Consider the following 22,450-nt stretch of genomic DNA (forward strand, 5'->3'; position numbering starts at 1 on the left):
AAGAAGCATAGATTACTGCAAATGCAGACGCCGCCCCGGTGGGCGGCGTCTGCAACGGACAATAAGAAGCAGGCCTTATTGTACGACTTGCGTCAGCTTGCCCGAGGCGTACTGCTGGGCGATCTCGGTCAAGGGGACGGCCTTGATCTTGCTGGCGTTACCGGCGGTACCGAATTCGGTGTAGCGCTGGACGCAGATCGCCTTGGCGGCGGCACGGGCCGGCTTCAGGTATTCGCGCGGGTCGAATTTGCTGGGGTTTTCAGCAAAGAAACGACGGATCGCACCGGTCATGGCCAGACGGATGTCGGTGTCGATATTGATCTTGCGCACGCCGTACTTGATGGCTTCCTGGATTTCCTCGACGGGCACGCCGTAGGTTTCCTTCATGTCGCCGCCGAATTCACGGATCTCGGCCAACAGGTCTTGTGGCACGCTGGAGCTGCCGTGCATCACCAGGTGGGTGTTCGGCAGGCGAGCGTGGATTTCCTTGATGCGGGAGATCGACAGGATGTCGCCGGTGGGCTTGCGGGTGAACTTGTACGCGCCGTGGCTGGTACCGATGGCGATGGCCAGGGCGTCCAGTTGGGTCTTGCGCACGAAATCGGCGGCTTGCTCGGGATCGGTCAGCAATTGATCGCGGGTCATGGTGCCCTCGGCGCCGTGACCGTCTTCTTTGTCGCCCATCATGGTTTCGAGCGAGCCCAGGCAGCCCAGTTCGCCCTCGACGGTCACGCCCAGCTTGTGCGCGGCATCGACGACGGTTTTGGTGACGTTGACGTTGTAGTCGTAGTCAGCGATGGTCTTGCCGTCCTCTTTCAGGGAGCCGTCCATCATGACGCTGGAGAATCCCAGGTCGATGGCGCCTTGGCAGATCTTGGGGGATTGGCCGTGATCCTGGTGCATGACGACGGGGATCTGGGGATAGGATTCCACGGCGGCCTGGATCAAATATTTCAGGAAACCTTCGCCCGCGTACTTACGTGCACCGGCCGAGGCCTGCATGATCACCGGGCTGTCGGTTTCGGCAGCGGCTTCCATGATGGCCTGGACTTGTTCCAGGTTATTGACGTTGAACGCGGGAATGCCGTAACCGTGCTCAGCCGCGTGGTCGAGCAGCTGGCGCATGGAGACTAGGGCCATGAGGTGGTCCTCCTGAGTGATGAATGATAGGTTGGAGCCTTGCTGAATACCGGGATTTTAGCTGGGATTGTGGCAAGCGCTGTGTGACGCGTGTCACGGGAGGTGTCAGACCGCCCCAAACCTTTCAATTTGTTGCCGATTAGGCAGGTTTTTCCTCAAGCCGCGACCACTTCACGCTCGTGCCTGGGCGACGTGACACGATAGTGTGACGAGAACACCAGCCGCCCCGCAGACCAGGCATGTGTCACCATCGGTAAATCCCCCAGCAGCGTCACCGCCACCATATCGGCGCGCAGACCTTCGACCAAGCGGCCGCGGTCGCTCAGTTTGCAAGCGTCCGCCGGATTGGCGGTCACCAAGGCAATCGCCTGCGGCAAGGTCAGGTCAGTCTGTGCCGCGACAGCAAAAGCGGCGGCGATCAAGGTTGACGGCTGGTAATCGGAGCACAAGCAACCCGCCACGCCGGCGCGCACTGCGTCAATGGCCCGCATCGAGCCGCTCTGGCTTTGGCCGCGCAGGATATTGGGCGCCCCCAAAATCGTAGGCAGGCCGCAAGAAACCGCCGCCGTGGCCGTGTCCAGGTTGATCGGGAACTCGCTCATCGACACACCCAGATTACGCATGGTCGCAATACGTTGCACCGAATCGTCATCATGGCTGGCCGTGGGGATACCAAGACGATGCGCCTGCGCCAGCAGGGTCTCGACACGCTGCGCAGCACCATCGCGCGCCTGCAGTTTGGCGCGCGCCACCTCTTCGGCTTCGTCACGGCTCATCGCGTGGTTGCCCATCATGTATTGCAGATAGGCCTCCAGGGTCTTGAACTGCCCTTGCCCCGGTGAATGGTCCATCACGGAAAGCAGGTCGACCGCGGCCTCCTCCAGCAACGCCTGCAACACGGGCATGGCGGCGGCGTCGGTAATTTCGTAGCGGCAATGGACCCGATTGTCGACCAGGCTGTGCGTACGGAATGCCTGCACCGTGCGCGCCAACCTGGACGCCGTCTCGTTATTGCGCACGCCCCATTCGCTATTGGAGAACGACAACGCGTGGTAGGGAGTCGTGATGCCCGCCGCCGCGTTGCGCCGGTCCACCTGCGCCACCGCGAAATCCAGCGGAAACAGCACACGCGAGCGAGGCTCGGCTTCTTTCTCGATGGCATCGCAATGCACGTCGATCAGCCCCGGCAACAAGGTCTGGCCTTGCAGATCGACCTCTTCGGCATCGCGCACGCCCTGAGGCTCGATAGCGGCGATGACACCGTCCTGGATCAAAATGGCGCTGTTGGTCAGTACAGCGTCCGGCAACACGATGCGGGCATGAGTGAGGTACTGGGCTGACATGGATTACTCCGAGGCGCCGACAGGCACGGCCGGCTGAATGGGCAAAATGCGTGTCGCGACTTCGTCGCGTACCGCTTCGTCATGAAAGATGCCGATGAGACACCGGCCCGCGGCAACGGCCTCGCGGATCAGCGCAACAACGACGGCACGGTTATCCGCATCCAGCGACGCGGTCGGCTCATCGAGCAGCAATATCGGGTGGCCGCCGATAAAACCCCGCGCAATATTCACGCGTTGCTGCTCTCCGCCGGAAAAGGTCGCGGGAGGCAAGCCCCATAACCGCTGCGGTACGTTCAAACGGTGCAGCAACGCTGCCGCCTGCTCGCGAGCCGCCTCTGCATCCTGACCTCGCTCGCGCAAGGGCTCAGCCACCACGTCCAATGTGGACACCCGCGGAATCACCCGCAAGAACTGACTGACATAGCCAATGACGTCGCGCCGCAGCCGCAAGATCTGCTGCTCGGGTGCTCGTGTCAATTCGACCCAACGCTCGCCGTCGCGCATACGAATGCTGCCTTCGGTCGCCAAATAGTTGCCATAGAGACAACGCAACAACGTGCTTTTCCCCGTCCCCGAAGGACCCGCCAACACCAGGCAGTCTCCAGGACCAGCGTCGAAATCGACGTTTTGCAGGACCGGCAGGCGCACGCCTCCCTGGTTATGCAGGGTGAACATCTTGCCCAGCCCGCGAACCTGGACCAGGGTCGTATCGGACGAACCAGATTGTGTCCGCCGGTCCTGTTGAATGGCCTCGGGATCGCCTGCCAACGTTGCGACTGAGACATTCGAATCCGATTGCGCCGCCGCTGATGCAGACGACAATACATGTGATGTGTTCATAGAATCAGCTCTGCAATATCGAAGACACCAGCAACTGCGTATACGGATGCTGGGGGTCATCCAGAATCTGGTCGGTCAGGCCGCTTTCGACGACACGGCCGCCACGCATGACCAGGGTGCGATGCGCGAGCAAACGCGCCACTGCCAGATCGTGCGTCACGACAATGGCGGCAAGCTTGAGGTCGGCAACGAGTTGACGCAGCAGATCCAGCAATCGCGCCTGCACCGATACATCGAGCGATGCCGTCGGTTCATCCATAAAGACCATGCGCGGATACGTAACCAGGTTGCGAGCAATCTGCAGGCGCTGCTGCATCCCGCCCGAAAATGCGGCGGGTGCATCATCCAATCGGTCCGCATCGATTTCCATTTTTTCCAGCCAGGCGCCTGCTGTGCTGCGCAAGTCGCCGTAGTGACGCTCGCCCACTGCCATCAGGCGCTCGGCAATATTGGCGCCTGCACTGACCTGCATGCGTAATCCATCACGGGCGTTCTGACGTACAAACCCCCAATCCGTGCGCGCGAGCAATCGCAAATGCGCAGCAGACAGAGATGCCAGGTCTACGAAACCGCGATTACGGATGTCGTACCGGACGCTGCCAGATTCGGGTTGCATCTGCCATGACACGGCTTGCAGCAAGGTGCTCTTGCCCGAGCCCGACTCGCCCACTACGCATAGCACCTCGCCGGGGTGCAAATCGAAACTGATATCGCGGCAGCCATGCACGCCATCCCAGGTGCATGTCATGTCCCGCACAGAAAGCAAAGGTTGGGGATTCATACCGAGGCCTCCGCGTCTGCAGTAAAGGCCGGCCCCGTGTGGCCGTTGGCCTGCCGGTCGGCACAGTATTCCGTGTCCGAACACACGAAGCGCCGTGTGCCCTGATCGTCCAGAATGATTTCATCGAGATAGGTATGCGTCGAACCGCAGAGATCACAACACTGATCCCATTGCTCGACACGAAAGGGATGATCCTCAAAATCCAGGCTTTTCACGCGGGTATAAGGCGGCACCGCATAAACGCGTTTTTCACGGCCTGCGCCAAACAACATCAAAGCCGGATTGTTGTCTAGTTTGGGATTATCGAATTTCGGAATGGGAGAAGGACGCATCATGTAGCGGCCATTGACGATCACGGGATAGTCGTAGGTCGTCGCAATGTGCCCATGCTGTGCAATGTCTTCGTATAGCTTGACATGCATGCCGCCATACTCCGCCAACGCATGCATGGTGCGCGTCTCGGTTTCGCTGGGCTCCAGCCAGCGCAGGGGCTCGGGGATCGGCACTTGATACACCATGATCTGGCCCTCGCGCAGCGGCGTCTCGGGAATACGGTGGCGCGTCTGCACGATCGTGGCCTCGCGCGTGGATTCCGTCGTACGCACCCCCGTCACGCGGCCAAAGAATCGGCGGATGTTGATCGCGTTGGTCGTGTCATCGGAACCCTGGTCAATGACTTTCAACACATCGTCCGTGCCGATGATGGCTGCCGTCACTTGAATGCCGCCTGTCCCCCAGCCATAAGGCAAAGGCATCTCGCGGCTGCCAAACGGCACTTGATAACCCGGAATGGCAACTGCTTTGAGCAACGCCCGGCGCAGCATGCGCTTGGTGGACTCGTCCAGATACGCGAAGTTGTAATGGTCGTCGCGGGCGACCGTGGTGCTGACTGCGTTCATGATGACACCGCCTCATCGGCAAGAACAGGGGATGCCTCGGCAGCCTGCGCCGTGGCTTGCTCGTCGCGCATGTGGCGCAGCAACTCGAGATTGGCTTGAAAATCCACGTAATGCGGCAATTTCAAGTGTTGAACGAAACCCGACGCCTCGACGTTATCGCTGTGATACAGCACAAACTCGTGATCGTTGGCCGGCGCAGTAGCGGCCTCGCCGAGTTCCTCGGCCTTGAGTGCACGATCGACCAAGGCCATCGACATCGCTTTGCGTTCGCCATAACCGAAGGTCAACCCATAGCCACGGGTAAATTTAGGCGCCTCCTGAGCATTGCCGCTGAACTGGCTGACCATCTGGCACTCGGTCAATTCGATTTCGCCTATCGTGACGGCGAATCCCAGTTCTTCGATGAACATGTCGACTTCCAACGACCCGTAGCGGATCTCGGCAGCAAAGGGATGCGTATTACCGTAGCCGCGTTGCGTGGAATACCCCATCGATAACAGAAACCCCTCATCCGCGCGAGCCAGATTCTGCAGACGCGCATCGCGCCCGGCGGGAAAGTTCAAGGGCTGACGTGTCAAATCAAAAGGCGCGGGATCGCCTGGCGGGATAGGCTCTTGATCAATCAGATCGTCGTGCTGCAACAGATCCGTCACGCGCGGCATCGATGCCGCGACAGGCTGTGCTGCAGGGAGCAGCGGCTCACCACGCGCATCGTCACCGTCGGCCTCCAGAGAAAAATCCAGCAAGCGTTGGGTGTAGTCATAAGTGGGCCCGAGAATCTGCCCGCCCGGCACGTCCTTGAACGTGGACGATATGCGCCGCGCTAAACGCATACGGGCAGTATCTGCCGGCTGCGTATAGCCAAAACGCGGCAAGGTCGTGCGATAGGCCCTGAGCAAAAATACGGCCTCGAGCACATCTCCGGCGGCCTGCTTGATCGCCAATGCCGCCAAGTGCGGATCATAAAGCGCGCCCTCGGCCATCACGCGCGACACGGCCAATGGCATCTGCTCGCGGATCTGCGCCAGGCTCAGCTCGGGAATACTCGTATCGCCTCGCCGATAGGCATCAAGCATGCGATAGGAATTCAGGATGGCGCGTTCGCCTCCTTTGACAGCGACGTACATATCAGCCCTCCGCCATAACAGTACGAGGCAGACCGCACAGCTGGCTGCCCTGAATCAAAAATGCGTCCACACCTAACGGGAACAACTGGTGATTGGCCCGCCACTGCGTCCAGAAATCCGCCGGCAGGCCAGTCACCGACAGCGTTTGCCGAGTCGCAATACCGGGACCGCTCAATACGACCGAAGCGGTGCCCGGGTCCTGACTCAGCGACTCGACCTCGAGCAGCAACGTCGTAGACATATCGGGATAAGCAGGATCGCCGGGATCGCATTGCGTCAGGCCGGGGGCCATATGCCCGGCAGGCACCACGACGAAACGCGCCTGCATCGGCTCGTTCACCAGTGGGCATCCACAATGGAAACGTAAATAGTGGCGTACAGCGTCGTCTGCATCGGCGGGCAGCCATACCGGCGTGTCCACGTCGGCCAACGCCAGCAACATGGCCGTCATCCCCAGCGACAGCCCAGGCGGCACACCGCATTCGACGGCAATATCGTGAATGCTGCCGGGATGGGCCAACGCCTGCAGGGCCGCACGGAAAGTCTGCTGCGACTGCATCACCGCATCGGCGAACCCGGCGGCGGGCGGGGCACTCGGAACAGGAGTCGGTATCGTCAACATGTCAGTCTTCCCCCCGCACCATCGTGAAGAACTCCACTTGCGTTTGAGCGGCGACACGCGCGCGATGCTGCGCACGTTCGTAATGGGTCTGCGCCAACGGCGCAATCACTTGCGACTGAACGCGATCGTGCCAATCGTCTCGCTGCAACAGGGCATCCAGCACCGCCGCCAGCTCGGCATGTTGGCGCTCGCGCCCCTGAACATAGGCCACGCCCATGATGCCGTCCTCGAGGGTGACCGCACAGCGCGTGATGCTCATTTCACCCAAATTGAATTGCGCGCCCGTCCCACCACTGCGCGCGCGAACCATCGCCATGCCGCGCTCGGGCGCCCGTAGTGCGCGATGCGGGGGCAAGGGCCCCAGTGTTTTGACGGCCAGGTCCAAGGCGGCAGGCTCGGCCAACGCCAGAACACGCATCCAGGCAGCGCGGCTGGCAGCCTCGTCGGGTGGCGGAGAAGTCGTAGAAAATTGAGTCGATGCAGACATAGGTGGAGGTTTCCAGTGAGAGCAGACGTGTTCGGGATAACGGATAGAAGAAGGCGAAGTGTGGTGCGCCTATTATCTATACGTCTAGACGACTGGATGAAATATAATCTGGAACAGCGCTCAGTAAAACACCGGCGCGTGAATCTTTTATGACACGCTGCCACGATGCGACGCTGGCATTACATCAGCTCGCAGCTGATGCACAATCATGGCCGTGCAACATGAAGCTGCCATTACCGGAACGGATTTTTAATATGGTCGAACGAGGGTCAGGCGTCGCTGTGTGGCGGCAAATCGGCGAACTGCTGGCGGAAGACATCCGCAAGAAACTCTATGCTCCGGGTGAACGCCTGCCGACCGAGCCAGAGCTGGCCGCCAAATTTTCGGTCAACCGCCATACCATCCGACGCGCCATGAGCGAATTGGAGCAAGGCGGACTAGTGCGCATCGAACAAGGCCGCGGGACTTTTGTGCAAGAGCATGCGATCGACTATGCCATCGGCCGCCGCACCCGTTTTTCCGAAAACCTGTTGAATCAAGGCGTGCTCGGCCATATCGAGGTCATGGGCTGCCAGAGCCTGCGCGCCGCGGACATCGCCCGGCATCTCGAACTGGCACGCACCGCCCCGCTGCTGCGCGTGCAGTCCCTGGGTAAAGCCGAAAATCGTTGCATTGATGTCTCGGACCACTACATCGACGAAAACCGCTTTCCCGATTTTGCCGATCAGCTGCGCACACTGCGTTCCATCTCGCGCGCGTATGCACATTACGGCGTGACAGACTACACGCGCAAATGGTCGCGCATTACCGCGATATTGCCGTCAGCGGAGGTCGCGCGGTTGCTGAGCCAACCCAAAACCCGTCCTATCCTGCAGGTGGAGTCGCTGAATGTAGACAGCGACGGCACACCGCTGCAGTACAGCCTCACGCGTTTCGGCGGCGACTCGGTGCAATTGGTCATCGCCAACGACACGGCGTGAGCCTTATCCGGCTTGCTGCCTCCTGGGGACTTTTTTGTTTTGGGGCGGCCCGGCAACAAAAAATTCATCCATTGCTCCGAGAAACCTCGGCATTCATGCCGGGGAGGTAAGGGGCGCAGCCGCAAGGCTGCAAGATTGGTCTGATTTGAGTTGATGGCTGGATAAATATCCAGTTTTCTGATCTGGCGCGGATAGTATCTCGGGCATGCAAACCAAACGTGCCTACCGATTCCGGTTCTATCCGACGCCCGAGCAAGCGATCACGCTGGCTCGCACGTTCGGTTGTGTGCGTGTGGTCTATAACCACATGCTTAGCCTTCGTTCGACCGCCTGGGCTGAGCGACAGGCGCGCCTGGGGTATCACGTCACCTCTGCGGCCCTGACGGCGCTGAAAAAACTGCCGGACTACGTCTGGTTGAACGAGGTCAGCAGTGTTCCGTTGCAGCAGACACTGCGTCATCTGCAAACGGCGTTTGCCGGGTTCTTTGCCAAGCGAACGGGATATCCTCGCTTCAAACGCAAGGATGGCCCGCAATCGGCGGAATACACCGCCAGTGCCTTTAGATGGGATGGCCGTTCGCTCAAGCTGGCGAAGATGGCTGAGGCGTTGCCCATCCGTTGGTCCCGTCAGATTCCTAAAGCCGCCAAGGTCACTACCGTCACGATCAGCAAAGACCCGGCAGGACGATACTTTGTCAGTCTGCTGTGCGACGACGTTGTGGCGCAAAAAACGCCCACATCGAACTGTGTCGGGATTGATCTGGGGTTGTCTCATTTTGCGATTCTCTCAACAGGAGAAAAAGTCGATGCACTACAGATCTTCCGTAAGCATGAAGTTAAGTTGGCTAAGCTACAGCGCCGCTTAGCCAGAAAACAAAAGGGATCGGCTCGCCGCGCCAAGGCGAAGCTGAAAGTCGCCAAGCTGCATGCAAAGATCGCAGACACCCGCAGGGATTTCCTGCACCAGCTTTCTACCCGGTTGATCCACGAGAACCAAGTGATCGCCGTAGAAAGCTTGTATGTGTCCAACATGCAGAAAAACCGCTGTCTTGCTAAGTCCATCGGCGATGCCGGATGGGCGGAGTTTGTGAGGCAACTGGAATACAAGGCCCGTTGGTATTGGCGTGAGTTCGTGCGGGTAGATCGCTGGTACCCGTCGAGCAAGCGCTGCCACGTTTGCGGATATGTCTTACCAAAGCTGCCGTTGAGTGTGCGGCATTGGTCCTGTCCGCAATGCAACGCCGACCACGACCGCGACATCAACGCGGCGCATAACGTATTAGCCGCCGGGCTGGCGGTGTTAGCCCATGGAGAAACGGTAAGACCTGAGTGCATGAGTGATGATGTGCAACGGCTCGGTTCTGTGAAGTGGGAATCTCTTCCCCTTTTAGGGAAGGGAGCAGTCAACTAGACATCCAGTTGTCATAGTGGACGGATAAGGTGTTGCGGATGAACTCCATATCCTCTCCCTGCGCAGCGCTGGCGGGCATTTCCGGGCAGCGCCTACTGACACCCGCAGGCCTGGCCTGTGGCCGCTTCGCGTTTCATGATGGCTGCATCGCCGGCAGAAGCGGCTCTCCCATCACGGGCTCATCGTGGCTGGATGCCGGCAATCTGTTAGTCTTGCCAGGCATCATCGATCTGCATGGAGATGCTTTTGAGCGCGCCATCATGCCGCGCCCCGGCGTCACCTTTCCCTATGATGCCGCGCTCCATGATGTAGACCGGCAGTTGCTGGCTAACGGGATCACGACCGAGTTTCATGGCGTCACCCTGTCGTGGGAAGGCGGTCTGCGCGGCGAGCCTTATGCCGAACGCATGTTTGAGTCCTTGGCTCGCATGCAGGATGCAATGGGCGCGCGGCATCATGTGCACCTGCGTTTCGAAACGCATCATATCGGCGGCGTCGAGATTGCACAGCAATGGATACGCGATGGCCGCGTCCAGTTTCTGGCGCTCAATGATCACCTGCCCGGCATGGCGCGGCGCCTGGGTGACGACCGCAAGCTTCTGCAATATGCCGACCGCGCAGAATGCGGCCTGGACACGTTCCAGGCCCGCATCCGCCAGGCGCTGTCATGCGCCAACGAGGTGGCCGACGCGATGCGCGAACTGACTCAGTGCGCGCGCTCTGCGGGCCTGAGCGTAGCCTCGCACGATGATCCCGATCCCACCACGCGCCGCTACTACCACCAGCTGGGTTGCCGCGTCGCCGAGTTCCCGCTGACAGCCGATGTCGCGCGCCTGGCGCGCGACTTGGGTGATGCCACAGTATTCGGCGCACCGAACGTCGTGCGCGGCCGCAGCCATACTAATGCGCCCAACGCCACCGAAATGATCCGCGCCGGCCTGTGCGACATTCTGACCTCCGACTACTACTATCCAGCGCCTTTGACCGCCGCACTGCGCCTGGTCGAACAAGACATTCTTCCCCTGGATAAGGCCTGGAACCTCGTCTGCGCCAACCCGGCCCGTGCCGCAGGACTGACGGATCGAGGATCTCTGGCAACGGGACAAGCGGCAGATGCCATCATTGTGGATGACAGCGTGCCGGGACTGCCTCGCGTCTGCGCGGCGATTGTGGGTGGCGTATTGCGCTATGCTGCCCGTAGCTTTGCGTCGATCGAGGCGGACCGTCTCGCAGCGTAAATACTTATCAGTGAAGCGCTTGAGCCGGCGTCGCACAATGCACTTGAACACCCGGCGTTTCATCATTCGAATTTGAACGTAGTCATGCCCTCTGCTTATCGTTATGCCTTGTATCTGGCGCCTGTGGGCGCATGGCGCGAATTGGGCCGTCAATGGCTCGGCCGTTGCGAAGACACCGGCGCGCCCGTTCCTCGCGCTGCGGGAACCGATCCGCGACTGGATGAGTGGACCCGCGCACCACGCCGCTATGGCCTGCACGCCACGCTAAAGGCGCCATTTCGATTGCGCCATGGACAAAACGCTGCGGCATTGGACCGGGCAGTGCGTGCATTCGCCGTACAACAGGAGCCATTCGGCATTCCGTTGCGACGCGAATCCCTGCGCGGCTTTCTGGCTTGGTGCATCGACGACAAACATGCCCTATCCCGCACGAACGCGCTGGCCAATGCCGCCGTTGCCGATCTTGATGCGTTTCGCGCGCCGCCGGAACCTGCCGAGCTGGCGCGCCGCCAACCGCAACACCTCAGCCCAATGCAAAGGCAGATGCTCGATCGCTGGGGCTATCCGTATGTGTTCGAGACCTTTACCTTTCACATCACGCTGACGGGTCAATTGGACGACGCGGCAATGCGTGAGGCGCAAGCCCGGCTCGATGCATTGGAAAATTCCGCTTTGCAACGCCCTATGCCCGTCAATGCCGTCAGCCTCTACGTAGAGCCCGAGCCGGGCGCAGACTTTGTGGTGGCGCGCCACTATGGGTTTGATGGCACAACGCGTGATGGGGCTGGCGCGCGGTTCCTCCAGACGCAGGATGATGCTCAATACGCGTGAATACACCAACCCTGCCGCAGCCCACCCGCCCCGTTCACCAACAGGCACGGCGATGCGAGCTCCGCTTTTAGTCAAACACAAACGTGAACCCTATCCTCATCGCACCAGCGGCCACGTCCCCTGCCGCCGCGGAGGCACAGCGCGGACAACGGCTGATTTACCTCATGGGCGCGTCCGGCAGCGGAAAAGACACACTGCTGCGCCATCTGCGCACCACATTGCAGCCTAACGAGCCGGTACTGGTCGCGCACCGTTATATCACCCGGCCCAGCAGTGCCGACGAATCTTCGGTCGCCTTGAGCAACACCGAGTTCCAACGCCGCATCGATCTGGGTTGTTTTGCGCTGCACTGGCATAGCCATGGCTTGCATTACGGGATTGGCGTCGAGATCGATACGTGGCTGGCGGGTAACGCCGTCGTCATCATCAACGGCTCGCGTGCGCATCTCGCCTTGGCCCACGCACGCTATCCCTATCTGACAGCCATCGAAGTCACGACCCATCCCGACGTATTGGCCACGCGTCTGCGTCAACGTGGCCGCGAAACGGCGGCGCAGATCCAGGCGCGTTTGGAGAAAGCCGTGCAACCCTATCGTATCCCGGCCACCTGCTCCGTCAGCTCGCTGCCCAACAATACCGCCCCCGAAGACGCCGCCGGGCAATTACTGAAAATAGCGCGCAGGCTGCTGCCAGCCTAAGACTGCACCAGTACGCGGATGCGGGCGGCCCGGCAACAAAAAAAGCCCCCACGCTGCGCCTCCGGCTTGCTGCCCCCCCCCAAGGGGGCGTTTTTGTTTTGGGGCGGCCCGGCAACAAAAAAACCCGCATGTCGAATGACACGCGGGCCACAACAGCTATCTCTCAGGTCAGTATCGCACCCGCAGACCGACGGTACCGCTATAGCTGTAGCTTTCGCCGAAGTTCGCCAGGCTGGTCTTGGCCATCACTTCGCCATACACGCCATACTTGTCGTCGGCCCAGCTATACGTCGCGCCCGCTCCTAGACCCGCGGCGGCTCGATCATCGGCACTGGCGACCCGGCCTCCGGCCACCCGGACCGCCGTACCATCGAGCATTTCGTAGTACAGGTTGGCAATGCCGTAGACACTGCGTCGATGGACGACCTTGCCCATCGCGTCGCGCACCACATCCTGATGATCCGCTGCCACGCCCAGACGTCCCAGCAGGCTGTCGCCGCTCTCCAGCGAAACCCGTGCACCGTAGGGATCGGTAAAACTGTCAAAGTCCACCGACGAATACTGCAATTGCGCTTGCGGCGTCACACCCCATCCATTGCCGAGCCCAATACGTTTGCCGGTTTCCACGCCCAGCGCGTAGCCAAAGCCGTCGTTATCCTTGGACAGGCCTCGGCCCAAGGTGCGGGATGACAACGTGCTGCTGAACCAGCTCAGTTTCGCCTGACCGTCCACGTAGGAGCCGTTGTCGCCATACCACGTCAGCGACGTGCCTAAACTGTAGGCATCGGCCTTGATTTGACCCTTGCCATAGAACGAATCGACACTGGATGAGGCGTTGCCATATTGCGCGTTGACGCCACCCACCAGACGCCCACTCTGGTTCTCCGCTAACGAGTGATCCACGCCCACCTGGATTTTGTACTGGTCGGTATGGGTGGTGATGCCGGTGGATGAATGTTTGGGCTCGAAGCGGCTGTTCACGCCCTCTACGCGTGCCCATGCACCCTCTACAGGGCCAGACCGCGTGTACCGACCTGCGGCCTCGGACGGCGTCGCCCCGTTACCCGAATACCCATACTGATTGCCCACTCGCTCCTGCAGGGTCGACAAGCTGTTCAAACCGAGCAGCACCGACGGATACGCCTCGTAGAGGGGTACACCAGGCTGATACAGCGGGCCCGATGCGGGGGGTTGCGGCTCGTTGCCGCCCCCACCAGAGGGCACTAATGATGAGCGCAGGTACCAGTCGCCATCATCAGGAGTACTCACGCCGTTTTTCTGCAAGGTATAGGCGTACGCGCCGGCCACGACGGCCGGCTGTCCCTGTATGACGTAGTCTCCTACCAGCGAGAAAGCGCCAGCGGAGTTTCCGCCCACATCGATCAGCTTGATGCCCTCGACCGTCTGTGCACCGGCGCCGCCGTTGTTGATCACCCGCACGTTGGTGGCGCCCGACGTGTCACCGGTGACCACCAGCTTGTCCGTTGGCGAGTTGTCACCGCCCAGCACCGTTTCCATCTCCAGCGCGCCACCGGCGCCCACGTAGTTCCCCGCGATCGTCAACGTGCCGATCGAATTGCCCGGCGCCACCGTACCGCTGTTGGTCGTGCCGCACACCGAGCCGGTACCTTGCAGCCGCCCGCCCGCGCCGACGTTCATACCGCCGCAAAGGCTGCCGTTGACCGCCAGCGTGCCGCGCTCGATCGTCGTCGTGCCGGTGAACGCAGCGCTGTTGGCCGTCAGTGTGGTCTGGCCTGAACCGATGTGCCGGATTTGCCCCGAACCAGAGATCAAGCCGTCAAACCGCTGTGCGTCTGAACGGTTGAAAGCCAGCGCCGCGCGATCGGCAATGTCGACATTCCCCTGAATGCTGCCGGTAGTGCCGCCATCACCCAGCTGCAACGTGCCGTGCGTGATGCTCGTACCTCCACTGTAGGTATTGCCGCCCGTCAGTATGGTCGTGCCGCTTCCGCGCTGGATGACAGACCCGGCGCCGGTAATCGCGCCATTGAACTTCACGTTATCAGAGCGGTTAAAGGCAAGCGCCCCATCTTTGGTAGTCGTCACTTGGCCGGTAAGGCTGCCGCGCTCGCCACCGTCACCGAGTTGCAAGACGCCTTTGGAAATGTAGGTGCCGCCGCTATAGGTGTTCTCGCCCGTGAGCGTCGTCGTGCCGCCGCCCAGCTGCGTCACCGAGCCGGCGCCACTGATCGTGCCGCCCAGCACCAAGGCGTCATCGGAACGATTGAAAACGAGCCCGGCGTTGTGAGCGATCGCGACATCACCCGCGATGCTGCCGGTCGCGCCGCCCTCGCCTAATTGCAGCGTGCCTCCTCTCAGAATGGTGTTGCCCGTGTAGCTGTTGTTGCCCGTGAGCACCAGCATGCCGAGATCGGTCTTCGTCAGACCGCCGGTTCCAGTCAACGCCGACGCGATCGTCGCCGTCACGTCAGCACCATGTAGTCCGCCTGCCCCAGTGCGAACGATGGTCTCCTGCCGTGCCAGCGTGATCGGGCCGCCCTGTACCCGATAGCCGTCGGTGGAAAACTGCATTCCGGAAACCGATACACCATCGTTGTCGACAGTCACCGTACCGGGCTGGCCCTGAAATACGGCGAAGTTGCCGTTGACCCATTCGCCGTTCTCTCTGCCATCCGGAGTGGTCCAATCCGAATTCCCGGTGCGCCACGTCCCATCGCCGCCATCCACAACGCCGTTGTCTTGGTTCGATGCCGCTCCACCATCCCAGAAATGCAGCGTCACCCCTGTGGTGTTGACCAGATTCACCTCATTGGCCTGCGCTGTCTGCACGGTCATTCCCGCGCGGTCGATCCCCGTCGGAATGGTGCCGATATCCAAACCATTGTCGGTCAGGCTGCCGCCGTAGTTGAAGAGTCGATAAATGCCGGGGCCGAAGCCGCCAAGATCGGAAATGTTCAGCTGGCCGTCCAGGACGAGGTTGCCGGTCACATCGAACAGCCCCGAACTCTCAGGTGCGCCTAGTTCAACGTTAATTAACGAACCACCGGCAAGCGCAAGGTCGTCGCGGAATGTCAGCACCTGGCCCTGCTGCCCGAGCAAGATAGCCCCCGTGGCGACGGTCGCTGCGCCGCCCACGGTGCCCGTACCTCCCAGCGAGGCGCCGGTGGCGACATTCATCTTTCCACCCAGCGTGCTGTTGACCATCAGCGTACCCGCCTGAACGTCTACATCTCCGTCATAGTCATTGTGACCGGCCAGCGTGAGGACGCTGTCGCCGATCTTGGTCAACGAACCATTGCCGGAAAGCGCGCCACCAAGGGTGAATGCGGTACCGGTATTGAACGTGCCGCCGCCCGAAGATAGCGTCACGCCACGCTGCGTTATGAAGCTTGCGGTGTTGACGAGCGTCCCGCCGTTTAATGTCAGCGTACCTGCTGGTGTGCCGAGATTATCATCAGCCCCGACGCTCAGTGTGCCGGCATTGACCGTCGTACCTCCGCTATATGTATTGGCGCCCGTCAGAGTCGTGACCCCGGTCCCTTGCAGAACTACCGAACCGGTACCGCTGATTTCATTGTCAAAGGCTACGTTATCGGAACGGTTGAAAACGAGTACGCCGTTATTGGCGACATTGCCCGCAATGCTGCCGCTCGTCCCGCCTGTGCCGAGTTGCAGCGTGCCGCTCGAAATAGTCGTGCCGCCGCTATACGTGTTTGCGCCGCCAAGCGTAAGCGTGCCTGCGCCTTTCTTCGTAAGCGCGCCGTTTCCTTTAATGGCCTGCGTCACCGTGCTGATGGTGCCTTCCTCGGTCGCAATCGTACCGTTGCGTGCGGTAATGCTGACTGCACGATTCGGCGATAGCGTGACCCCTCCGTTCAACTGCAGCGTCCCACCGTCCAGCGTAAGCGCTCCTCGGGAGTCTCCCAGCGCGCTATCTGTATTGTCGGCGCTTGCGCTCATTGCGATCGTGCCGTTCGAAATAGTCGTACCGCCGAGATAGCTATTGCTGCCCGTCAGGGTTGTCGTGCCGCCTCCCAGCTGCGCCACCGCGCCGCTGCCGCTGATGGCACCGCCGAACGTGACGTTATCGGAACGGTTGAAAGCCAACACGCCATTATTGGCCACGTTGCCTGTAATAAGGCCCGTTGCACCGCCATTGCCCAGTTGCAGCGTGCCGCTCGTAATGGTCGTGCCGCCGCCATAGGTATTATTGCCCGTCAGCACCAGCGTGCCTAAATCGGTCTTGCTCAAGGCGCCGGATCCTGACAGCGCGGAATCTATGGTGGCCGTGAATTTGGCTGACTGAGCGCTGCCATCGCCGACGCGGATGGTGGCCGGTGTGCCGGATAAGGTAATCGCACTGCCCTGGATGCGATAGCCGCTGGTCGCAAACTGCATACCCGCCACCGCAATGTCGCTATTGCTGTCGACCGTGACCGTGCCGGGCTGGCCTTGGAATATCGCGAAATGGCCGTTTTCCCAAGACCCGTTGACGAGCCCATCCGCGGCGGTCCAGTTCTGGTCCGATGTGGTCCACGTCCCGTCACCGCCATTGACTGCGCCGTTGTCCTCGTTAGACACCGTTGCTCCATCCCAGAAGTTGAGCGTCACCCCGGTTTCGTTGATCAAATTAACTTGGTTGGCCACCGCTGTCTGTACTTGAATTTGTGTGGCATCCGCACCGGTCGGAACTGTACCGACGCTCAATACATTGTTGGTCAGATCACCGTCGTAGTTAATCAGCCGATAAACGCCCGCGCTGAAGCCGCCAAGATCAGAAATATTCAACTGGCCATCAAGTACGAGGTCGCCCTTGACCTCGAACAGACCGGTAGCCTCGGGTGCACCCAGCCCGGCGTTTATAAATGCGTTACTGCCAAGCGTAAGATCGCTGCCGAACGTCAGCACTTGCCCCTGGCGTCCGAGCAGCGTGCCATTCGAGTTGATAGTGACCGCACCCGCCACAGTACCCACGCCGCCCAGCGAGCCGCCGGAAGCAACGGTCGCCGTGCCACCCAGCGTGCTATTGACCATCAGCGTCCCGGCCTGTACGCGCGCGTCTCCGCTATAGTCGTTATTGCCCGCCAACGTGAGAATGCTATCGCCGGCTTTGGTCAACGGGCCGCTGCCGGAAAGTGCGCCGGTATGGACGAGCGCCACAGCGGTATTGAACGTACCGCCTCCCGCTGACAGGCTGATGTCACGTGCCGTCGTAAAGCCGGCGGTATTCAATAGCGTACCGCCATTGAATGTCAGCCCACCCGACGCTGCGCCGAGATTGTCGTCGGCTGCGACGCTCAGTGTGCCAGCATTGATCGACGTTCCGCCGGTATAGGTATTGACGCCTGTCAGGGTAGAGGTACCGGTGCCCTGCTGGACCACCAGGCCGTCGCCGCTGATCACGCCACCCAGCACGAACGCATCATCGGATCGATTCAAAGCAAGCACAGTGCCGGCATTGATGTCCACGTTGCCCTTGATATGCCCTGTCGAGCCGCCGTTGCCCACCTGCAGTGTGCCGCCGGCAATCGTGGTGCCCCCCTTATATTGGTTATCGCCACTAAGCGTAAGCGTACCCGCACCGCTCTTCGTGAGCGCGCCGGCGCCCTTGATCTCCTGCACCACCGTGCTGGTCGTGCCCGCCGCCGTCGCAATCGTACCGTTGCGCGCAGTAACGTCAATGGCACGCGTCGCAGCCAGGTCGATGCCGCTAGTCAACTGAAGCGTGCCGCCGTCCAGCATGACCGCTCCGGCTGCGTCACCGAGCACACCGTCGGCGTCAATTGCAATCGCACCACTCGATATGCGTGTGCCGCCATGATAGGTATTGGCGCCCGTCAGGGTGATCGTCCCGCTCCCCTCCTGAACCACCTCGCCGATGCCGCTGATGGCATTGCCAAAGGCAACGTTATCGGAACGGTTGAAAACGAGTATGCTGTTATTGAGCACACCGCCGGTAATGTTGCCCGTCGTCCCCCCATTGCCCAACTGCAATTTGCCTCCGGCAATCGTTGTCCCCTGGTAGACGTTATTGCCGGTCAACGTCAGCGTGCCCCCACCGTTTTTGAGGAGCGTGCCATCGCCACTGATCGCCTGGCTCACCGTGCTGGTCGTGCCCCCCGCGGTCACAATCGTACCGTTGCGCGAGGTAATGGCGATCGCGCGAGTCGGCGACAGGTCGATACCGCTGTTCAGATCCAGCTCGCCACCGTCCAGCGTGAGCGATCCCCCGGCATCGCCCAGCGCACTGTCTGTGGTGATTGCAATCGCACCGTTCGAGATGATCGTGCCGCCGCGATAGCTATTGTTGCCGGTCAACGTCGTGGTGCCAGCGCCCAGTTGGGTCACCGAGCCGCTGCCGCTGATGGCACCGTCAAACGTTACCGCATTGGCTCGGTTGAAAGCGAGCTTGCCGTTATTGGTCACGTCGCCAACAATGCCGCCGGCTGCCACGGTGCCGTCGCCCAGTTGCAGCGTGCCGCCCGAGATGGTCGTTCCACCGGTATAGGAATTCGCATCCGTCAAAATTGTGATGCCAGGCCCCTGTTGAGTCACCGACCCATCACCGCTGATCAGACGGTCAAAAGTAAACGTATCGGGCTGATTGAAAACGAGTTCCCCGCCTTCGTTGATGCGTACGTCGCCCTGGATACTGCCCGTATTGTTGCCGTCACCCAGTTGCAGCGTGCCGCCAGCGACCGTGGTACCCCCGATATAGGTGCTATTGCCGGTAAGCGTCAGTGTGCCTGCGCCGCTTTTAACGAACGCGCCGTCGCCGCCGATCCCCTGACTCACCGTGCTGCTTACGCCGGTGACGGTTTCAATCGTCCCGTTGTTCGCGGTGACGCTGATCGCACGGCTCGGCGACAAATCGACACTGCTCGTTAACTGCAGCGTGCCACCGTCTAGCGTGAGGGCTCCGTTGTCTGCGCCCAGCGCGTTATCTTTGCTAATGGCAATGGTACCGCCTGAGATTTTCGTGCCCTCGGTATGGGTATTGTCGCCCTCCAGCGTGAGAGTGCCGGCCCCGGTCTTGGTCACCGATCCGATGCCGCTCACCTTTCCTTTGTACGTGGCGTCGTCCTGCTGCGCAAAGACCATTTTTCCGCCGGTGACCCCTAGGTCCGGGACCATTGCGATATCACCCAATAAGCCTTGTGCGCTTGTTTCGAAGGTAGAGCTTGCGTCGATTTTCACCGAGCCGACGGCTTTGTTGGCCCCCGTCAGCACCAGCGTGCCCGGCCCCACCTCGATCGATATCAGAGAGCCATCATCATTCTGGACGATATCCCCCGACATCGTCCACGTACCCGGCCCCTTGGCGAAGAGCGTTTGAAAATTCTTGACGTTGCTGGTCAAGGTGTCCTGAGTGCCGACGTCCGAGCCTAGAAGCAACGCATTATTGCCCTTTCCCCCGTCTATATCGCCGGTAATTTTCGAGCCCGGATCGAGATTGAGATTGTCGTCGCCCCCTGCGAAGATCAAGCTGCCATTGACGACCCCAGTGAAATTGTTATTGAACCCCACGTCGATATCGTGCGAGCTGCCGATAACGCTTCCGAGAGAGCCATCGCTGTTGATAACGCCCGTCGTTACGATGCCATTATTGTGGATTACGTTCATTGTCGAGCCTGACCCAGTATCAAACCAGATCGCCGGCATCTGATCGCTGGAGAGCGTGCCGTTATTTGTGATGGCATTACCGCCGCCGATCACGTTGACCGCTTTTGTTTGCTGGCCCGTGACCGAGATACTCGCACCGCTAGCGACGTTCAAGTTGCCGCCCGACCCGACCTGGACCGTCGTCGTGGTCGTGCCGGTGCAATTTATGTCGTTTCCATTCGCGTCACAATTCGCGTTTGCCTGCCGGCTAAACATTCCGCTTGCCAACGCCACACCGATCAGTACAGCCAGCGGCCGCATACGCAGGCCTGCGGGGAACTTAGAACCCATTTGTCGTCTCCAGTTGCACAGTACGGCACGAGAGATCCGTTCTCCGTTCCGTCAGCATAGGTAACAATGGGTTTTGTGTAGTTCCGTCCTATTTACAAAAACATCTACCCGCCGGGATTCGCACAGCGTGGACGCCAGCGAGCGACGGGTATTTTGAGATTTTCTTTATTGACAAGTATCGGCTTTTGCCAGTAAGGCTCGCATCCGAACTAAATCAGCGCCTTTCGAATGCGCGCCGACAACAGGTCTATCACTACAACAAAGGCCACGATGATGATCATCACTGCGCAGGTCTCGGCATATTGAAAACTGCGGATGATTTCCCACAATACCGTGCCGATGCCCCCTGCGCCGACGATGCCCACTACCGAAGCCGAACGCACGTTCGATTCGAATCGGTACAACGCGAACGAAATCCACAGCGGCAAGACCTGGGGGATCACGCCGTAGACGACTTCCTCGACCGCGTTGGCGCCCGTCGCGCGCACACCTTCCACTGGGCGTGGATCAATGGCTTCGACGGCTTCTGCAAACAGTTTTGCCAGCACGCCCGTCGTGTGCACCCACAACGCCAGCACCCCGGCGAAAGGTCCCAGGCCCACGGCCACGATGAACAGCATGGCGAACACCATTTCGTTAATCGCGCGGCAAGCATCCATCAGGCGCCGCATGGGCTGATAAACCCATGCCGGCACAATATTGGCCGAACACAGCAAACCGAGCGGCACAGCAACCACAATGGCGAGAAAAGTCCCCCACAAGGCGATCTGCACGGTGATCAGCATCTCGCTCAAGTACATGCGCCAATCGCGGAAGTTCGGCGGAAAGAAATCTGCAGCATAGGCCGCCATGTTGCTGGATTGCGTCACCAGATCCATCGGGCGCATGTCCGCGCCACGCCATGACAGCATCAATAGCGCCAACACCACCGCCCACACCAACAAACTGGGCAAAGAGGATCGCGCAGCAGCGCGATGACGGGCAGAGGACAAGACAGCGCTCATAAGAAAAATATCCGGTAAAAATCCGTACACAAAAAATCAGACCGCATCGCCATACTGCGTCGCGCGCACCGTGCCCGCATTGGCAGGCCGGTGCCCGCGATCCCTATTACTGTTGTTTAGCGACCAGCTTGTCCAGTTCAGCCAATTGGCGATCCAACTCGGCTACCTTGGCTTTCTTGTCGGCCTCGCTCAACGTGGTGTCGCGTTCGATGTTGAGCTTGTTTTTGGCCAGCTCCATCTGACGGATCGGCACCAGTTGCGCGTTGCTCGACGCGCGGAACCCCTTGTAGGTCAGGTTGGCCAGAATTTTCTGCTGGCGCTCGGCATCGGGACCGGTGCCGTAGTTCACAAAGAACGCCTGAATGCGCTGCTTGATGTCCGCCGGGACGTCGCTGCGCACGACCATGGGATCAGCCGGAATCAATGGCGATTTCCACAGGATACGCACCGACTCGGTGGCATCTTTGCCGGTATTGCGGCGATAACGCTCCAGCATTTCGGTGTTATTGATGGCCACATCGACTTGCTTGTTGATCACCGACAGCAAGTTGGCTTCGTGGTTGGCAGCGCGCACCGACTTGAAGAACGTCTTGGGTTCGATGTGATTGGCCCCCCACAGGAAATAGCCCGGCACCAGCGTGCCCGATGTGGAGTTGGGATCACCCGTACCGTAGCTCAGTTGTTTGCCGTTTTTCAGCACGTCGTCGAGCGTCTGCAGGTTGCTGTCTTTGTTGACCAGCAACAAAGACCAATAACCCGGGTTGCCGTCCTTGTCGACGACCGAGGCGAATACCTCGCCCTGCGCACGGTCTACGGCCTCCATGGCCGACTTGTTGCCGAACCAGCCCAATTGCACTTTGTTAAAGCGCATGCCTTCGATGATGCCTGCGTAATCCGAGGCGAAAAACGGCTTGACGGGCACACCGATGGCCTTGCTCAAATCGTCGATCAGCGGCTGCCAGGCGGCTTTCAGATTGGTAGACGACTCGGTGGAAATAAAACCGAAGTTCAGCGGCTGGACGTCTTGCGCCCACGCGCCGGACGACAGCGCCGCAGTCGCGGCAAGAGCAAGAAAAGTTCTGCGTAACATGAGTAAAAACTCCGTGAGGGAATA

At 60.2% G+C, this 22,450-nt stretch carries 16 protein-coding genes; 5 read left to right on the forward strand and 11 right to left on the reverse strand.

Features of this window, described 5'->3' with window-relative positions; translation table 11 throughout:
• Positions 1–75 precede the first annotated feature (75 nt).
• From fba to phnG, 8 genes are all read right to left on the reverse strand, one after another.
• Positions 76–1,140 (reverse strand): class II fructose-bisphosphate aldolase, encoded by a 1,065-nt coding sequence (fba, locus tag ACNA0J_RS21115; RefSeq protein ID WP_415820841.1) that lies wholly within the window; start codon positions 1,138–1,140, stop codon positions 76–78.
• 155 nt (positions 1,141–1,295) lie between these two features.
• Positions 1,296–2,483, reverse strand: coding sequence for an alpha-D-ribose 1-methylphosphonate 5-triphosphate diphosphatase (locus tag ACNA0J_RS21120; protein WP_415820842.1), 1,188 nt, complete (start codon positions 2,481–2,483; stop codon positions 1,296–1,298).
• A 3-nt stretch (positions 2,484–2,486) separates the two neighbouring features.
• Entirely contained in the window at positions 2,487–3,323 is an 837-nt protein-coding gene (gene phnL / locus ACNA0J_RS21125; RefSeq protein ID WP_415820843.1) for a phosphonate C-P lyase system protein PhnL, read from the reverse strand.
• A gap of 4 nt (positions 3,324–3,327) precedes the next feature.
• Complete coding sequence (gene phnK, locus ACNA0J_RS21130) at positions 3,328–4,104, reverse strand: phosphonate C-P lyase system protein PhnK (RefSeq protein ID WP_415820844.1); 777 nt, start codon at positions 4,102–4,104, stop codon at positions 3,328–3,330.
• Complete coding sequence (locus tag ACNA0J_RS21135) at positions 4,101–5,003, reverse strand: alpha-D-ribose 1-methylphosphonate 5-phosphate C-P-lyase PhnJ (RefSeq protein ID WP_415820845.1); 903 nt, start codon at positions 5,001–5,003, stop codon at positions 4,101–4,103. The genes phnK and ACNA0J_RS21135 overlap by 4 nt, the downstream gene beginning before the upstream one ends.
• On the reverse strand, positions 5,000–6,130 hold the full coding sequence (locus ACNA0J_RS21140; protein ID WP_415820846.1) for a carbon-phosphorus lyase complex subunit: 1,131 nt from the start codon (positions 6,128–6,130) through the stop codon (positions 5,000–5,002). Before ACNA0J_RS21140 ends, ACNA0J_RS21135 begins: the two co-directional genes overlap by 4 nt.
• A gap of 1 nt (position 6,131) precedes the next feature.
• On the reverse strand, positions 6,132–6,752 hold the full coding sequence (gene phnH, locus ACNA0J_RS21145; RefSeq protein ID WP_415820847.1) for a phosphonate C-P lyase system protein PhnH: 621 nt from the start codon (positions 6,750–6,752) through the stop codon (positions 6,132–6,134).
• A gap of 1 nt (position 6,753) precedes the next feature.
• Positions 6,754–7,239 carry a phosphonate C-P lyase system protein PhnG gene (gene phnG / locus ACNA0J_RS21150; protein WP_415820848.1) on the reverse strand — a complete coding sequence of 162 codons (486 nt, stop codon included), beginning with the start codon at positions 7,237–7,239 and terminating at the stop codon, positions 6,754–6,756.
• Positions 7,240–7,493: 254 nt separating this feature from the next.
• Between phnG and phnF the strand changes: the two genes are divergently transcribed.
• From phnF to phnN, 5 genes are all read left to right on the forward strand, one after another.
• Positions 7,494–8,219 carry a phosphonate metabolism transcriptional regulator PhnF gene (gene phnF, locus ACNA0J_RS21155; RefSeq protein WP_415820872.1) on the forward strand — a complete coding sequence of 242 codons (726 nt, stop codon included), beginning with the start codon at positions 7,494–7,496 and terminating at the stop codon, positions 8,217–8,219.
• 205 nt (positions 8,220–8,424) lie between these two features.
• Positions 8,425–9,630 carry an RNA-guided endonuclease TnpB family protein gene (locus ACNA0J_RS21160; RefSeq protein WP_415820849.1) on the forward strand — a complete coding sequence of 402 codons (1,206 nt, stop codon included), beginning with the start codon at positions 8,425–8,427 and terminating at the stop codon, positions 9,628–9,630.
• Between the two features lie 38 nt (positions 9,631–9,668).
• Positions 9,669–10,868, forward strand: coding sequence for an alpha-D-ribose 1-methylphosphonate 5-triphosphate diphosphatase (locus ACNA0J_RS21165; protein WP_415820850.1), 1,200 nt, complete (start codon positions 9,669–9,671; stop codon positions 10,866–10,868).
• 84 nt (positions 10,869–10,952) lie between these two features.
• Positions 10,953–11,699, forward strand: coding sequence for a DUF1045 domain-containing protein (locus ACNA0J_RS21170; protein WP_415820851.1), 747 nt, complete (start codon positions 10,953–10,955; stop codon positions 11,697–11,699).
• Between the two features lie 83 nt (positions 11,700–11,782).
• A complete protein-coding gene (gene phnN, locus ACNA0J_RS21175) occupies positions 11,783–12,397 on the forward strand; it encodes a phosphonate metabolism protein/1,5-bisphosphokinase (PRPP-forming) PhnN (protein ID WP_415820852.1) in 615 nt (204 codons plus the stop codon).
• 168 nt (positions 12,398–12,565) lie between these two features.
• Here phnN and ACNA0J_RS21180 read toward each other — a convergent pair whose 3' ends face one another.
• The 3 genes from ACNA0J_RS21180 to phnD form a co-directional block, all read right to left on the reverse strand.
• Complete coding sequence (locus ACNA0J_RS21180; protein WP_415820853.1) at positions 12,566–20,332, reverse strand: autotransporter-associated beta strand repeat-containing protein; 7,767 nt, start codon at positions 20,330–20,332, stop codon at positions 12,566–12,568.
• 209 nt (positions 20,333–20,541) lie between these two features.
• A complete protein-coding gene (gene phnE / locus ACNA0J_RS21185) occupies positions 20,542–21,336 on the reverse strand; it encodes a phosphonate ABC transporter, permease protein PhnE (protein WP_415820854.1) in 795 nt (264 codons plus the stop codon).
• A 106-nt stretch (positions 21,337–21,442) separates the two neighbouring features.
• Positions 21,443–22,426: a phosphonate ABC transporter substrate-binding protein gene (gene phnD / locus ACNA0J_RS21190; protein WP_415820855.1), complete on the reverse strand. Its 984-nt coding sequence runs from the start codon at positions 22,424–22,426 to the stop codon at positions 21,443–21,445.
• Positions 22,427–22,450 lie beyond the last annotated feature (24 nt).

It is taken from the genome of Bordetella tumbae (assembly GCF_965139195.1).
Lineage (GTDB): Bacteria > Pseudomonadota > Gammaproteobacteria > Burkholderiales > Burkholderiaceae_B > Bordetella_A > Bordetella_A tumbae.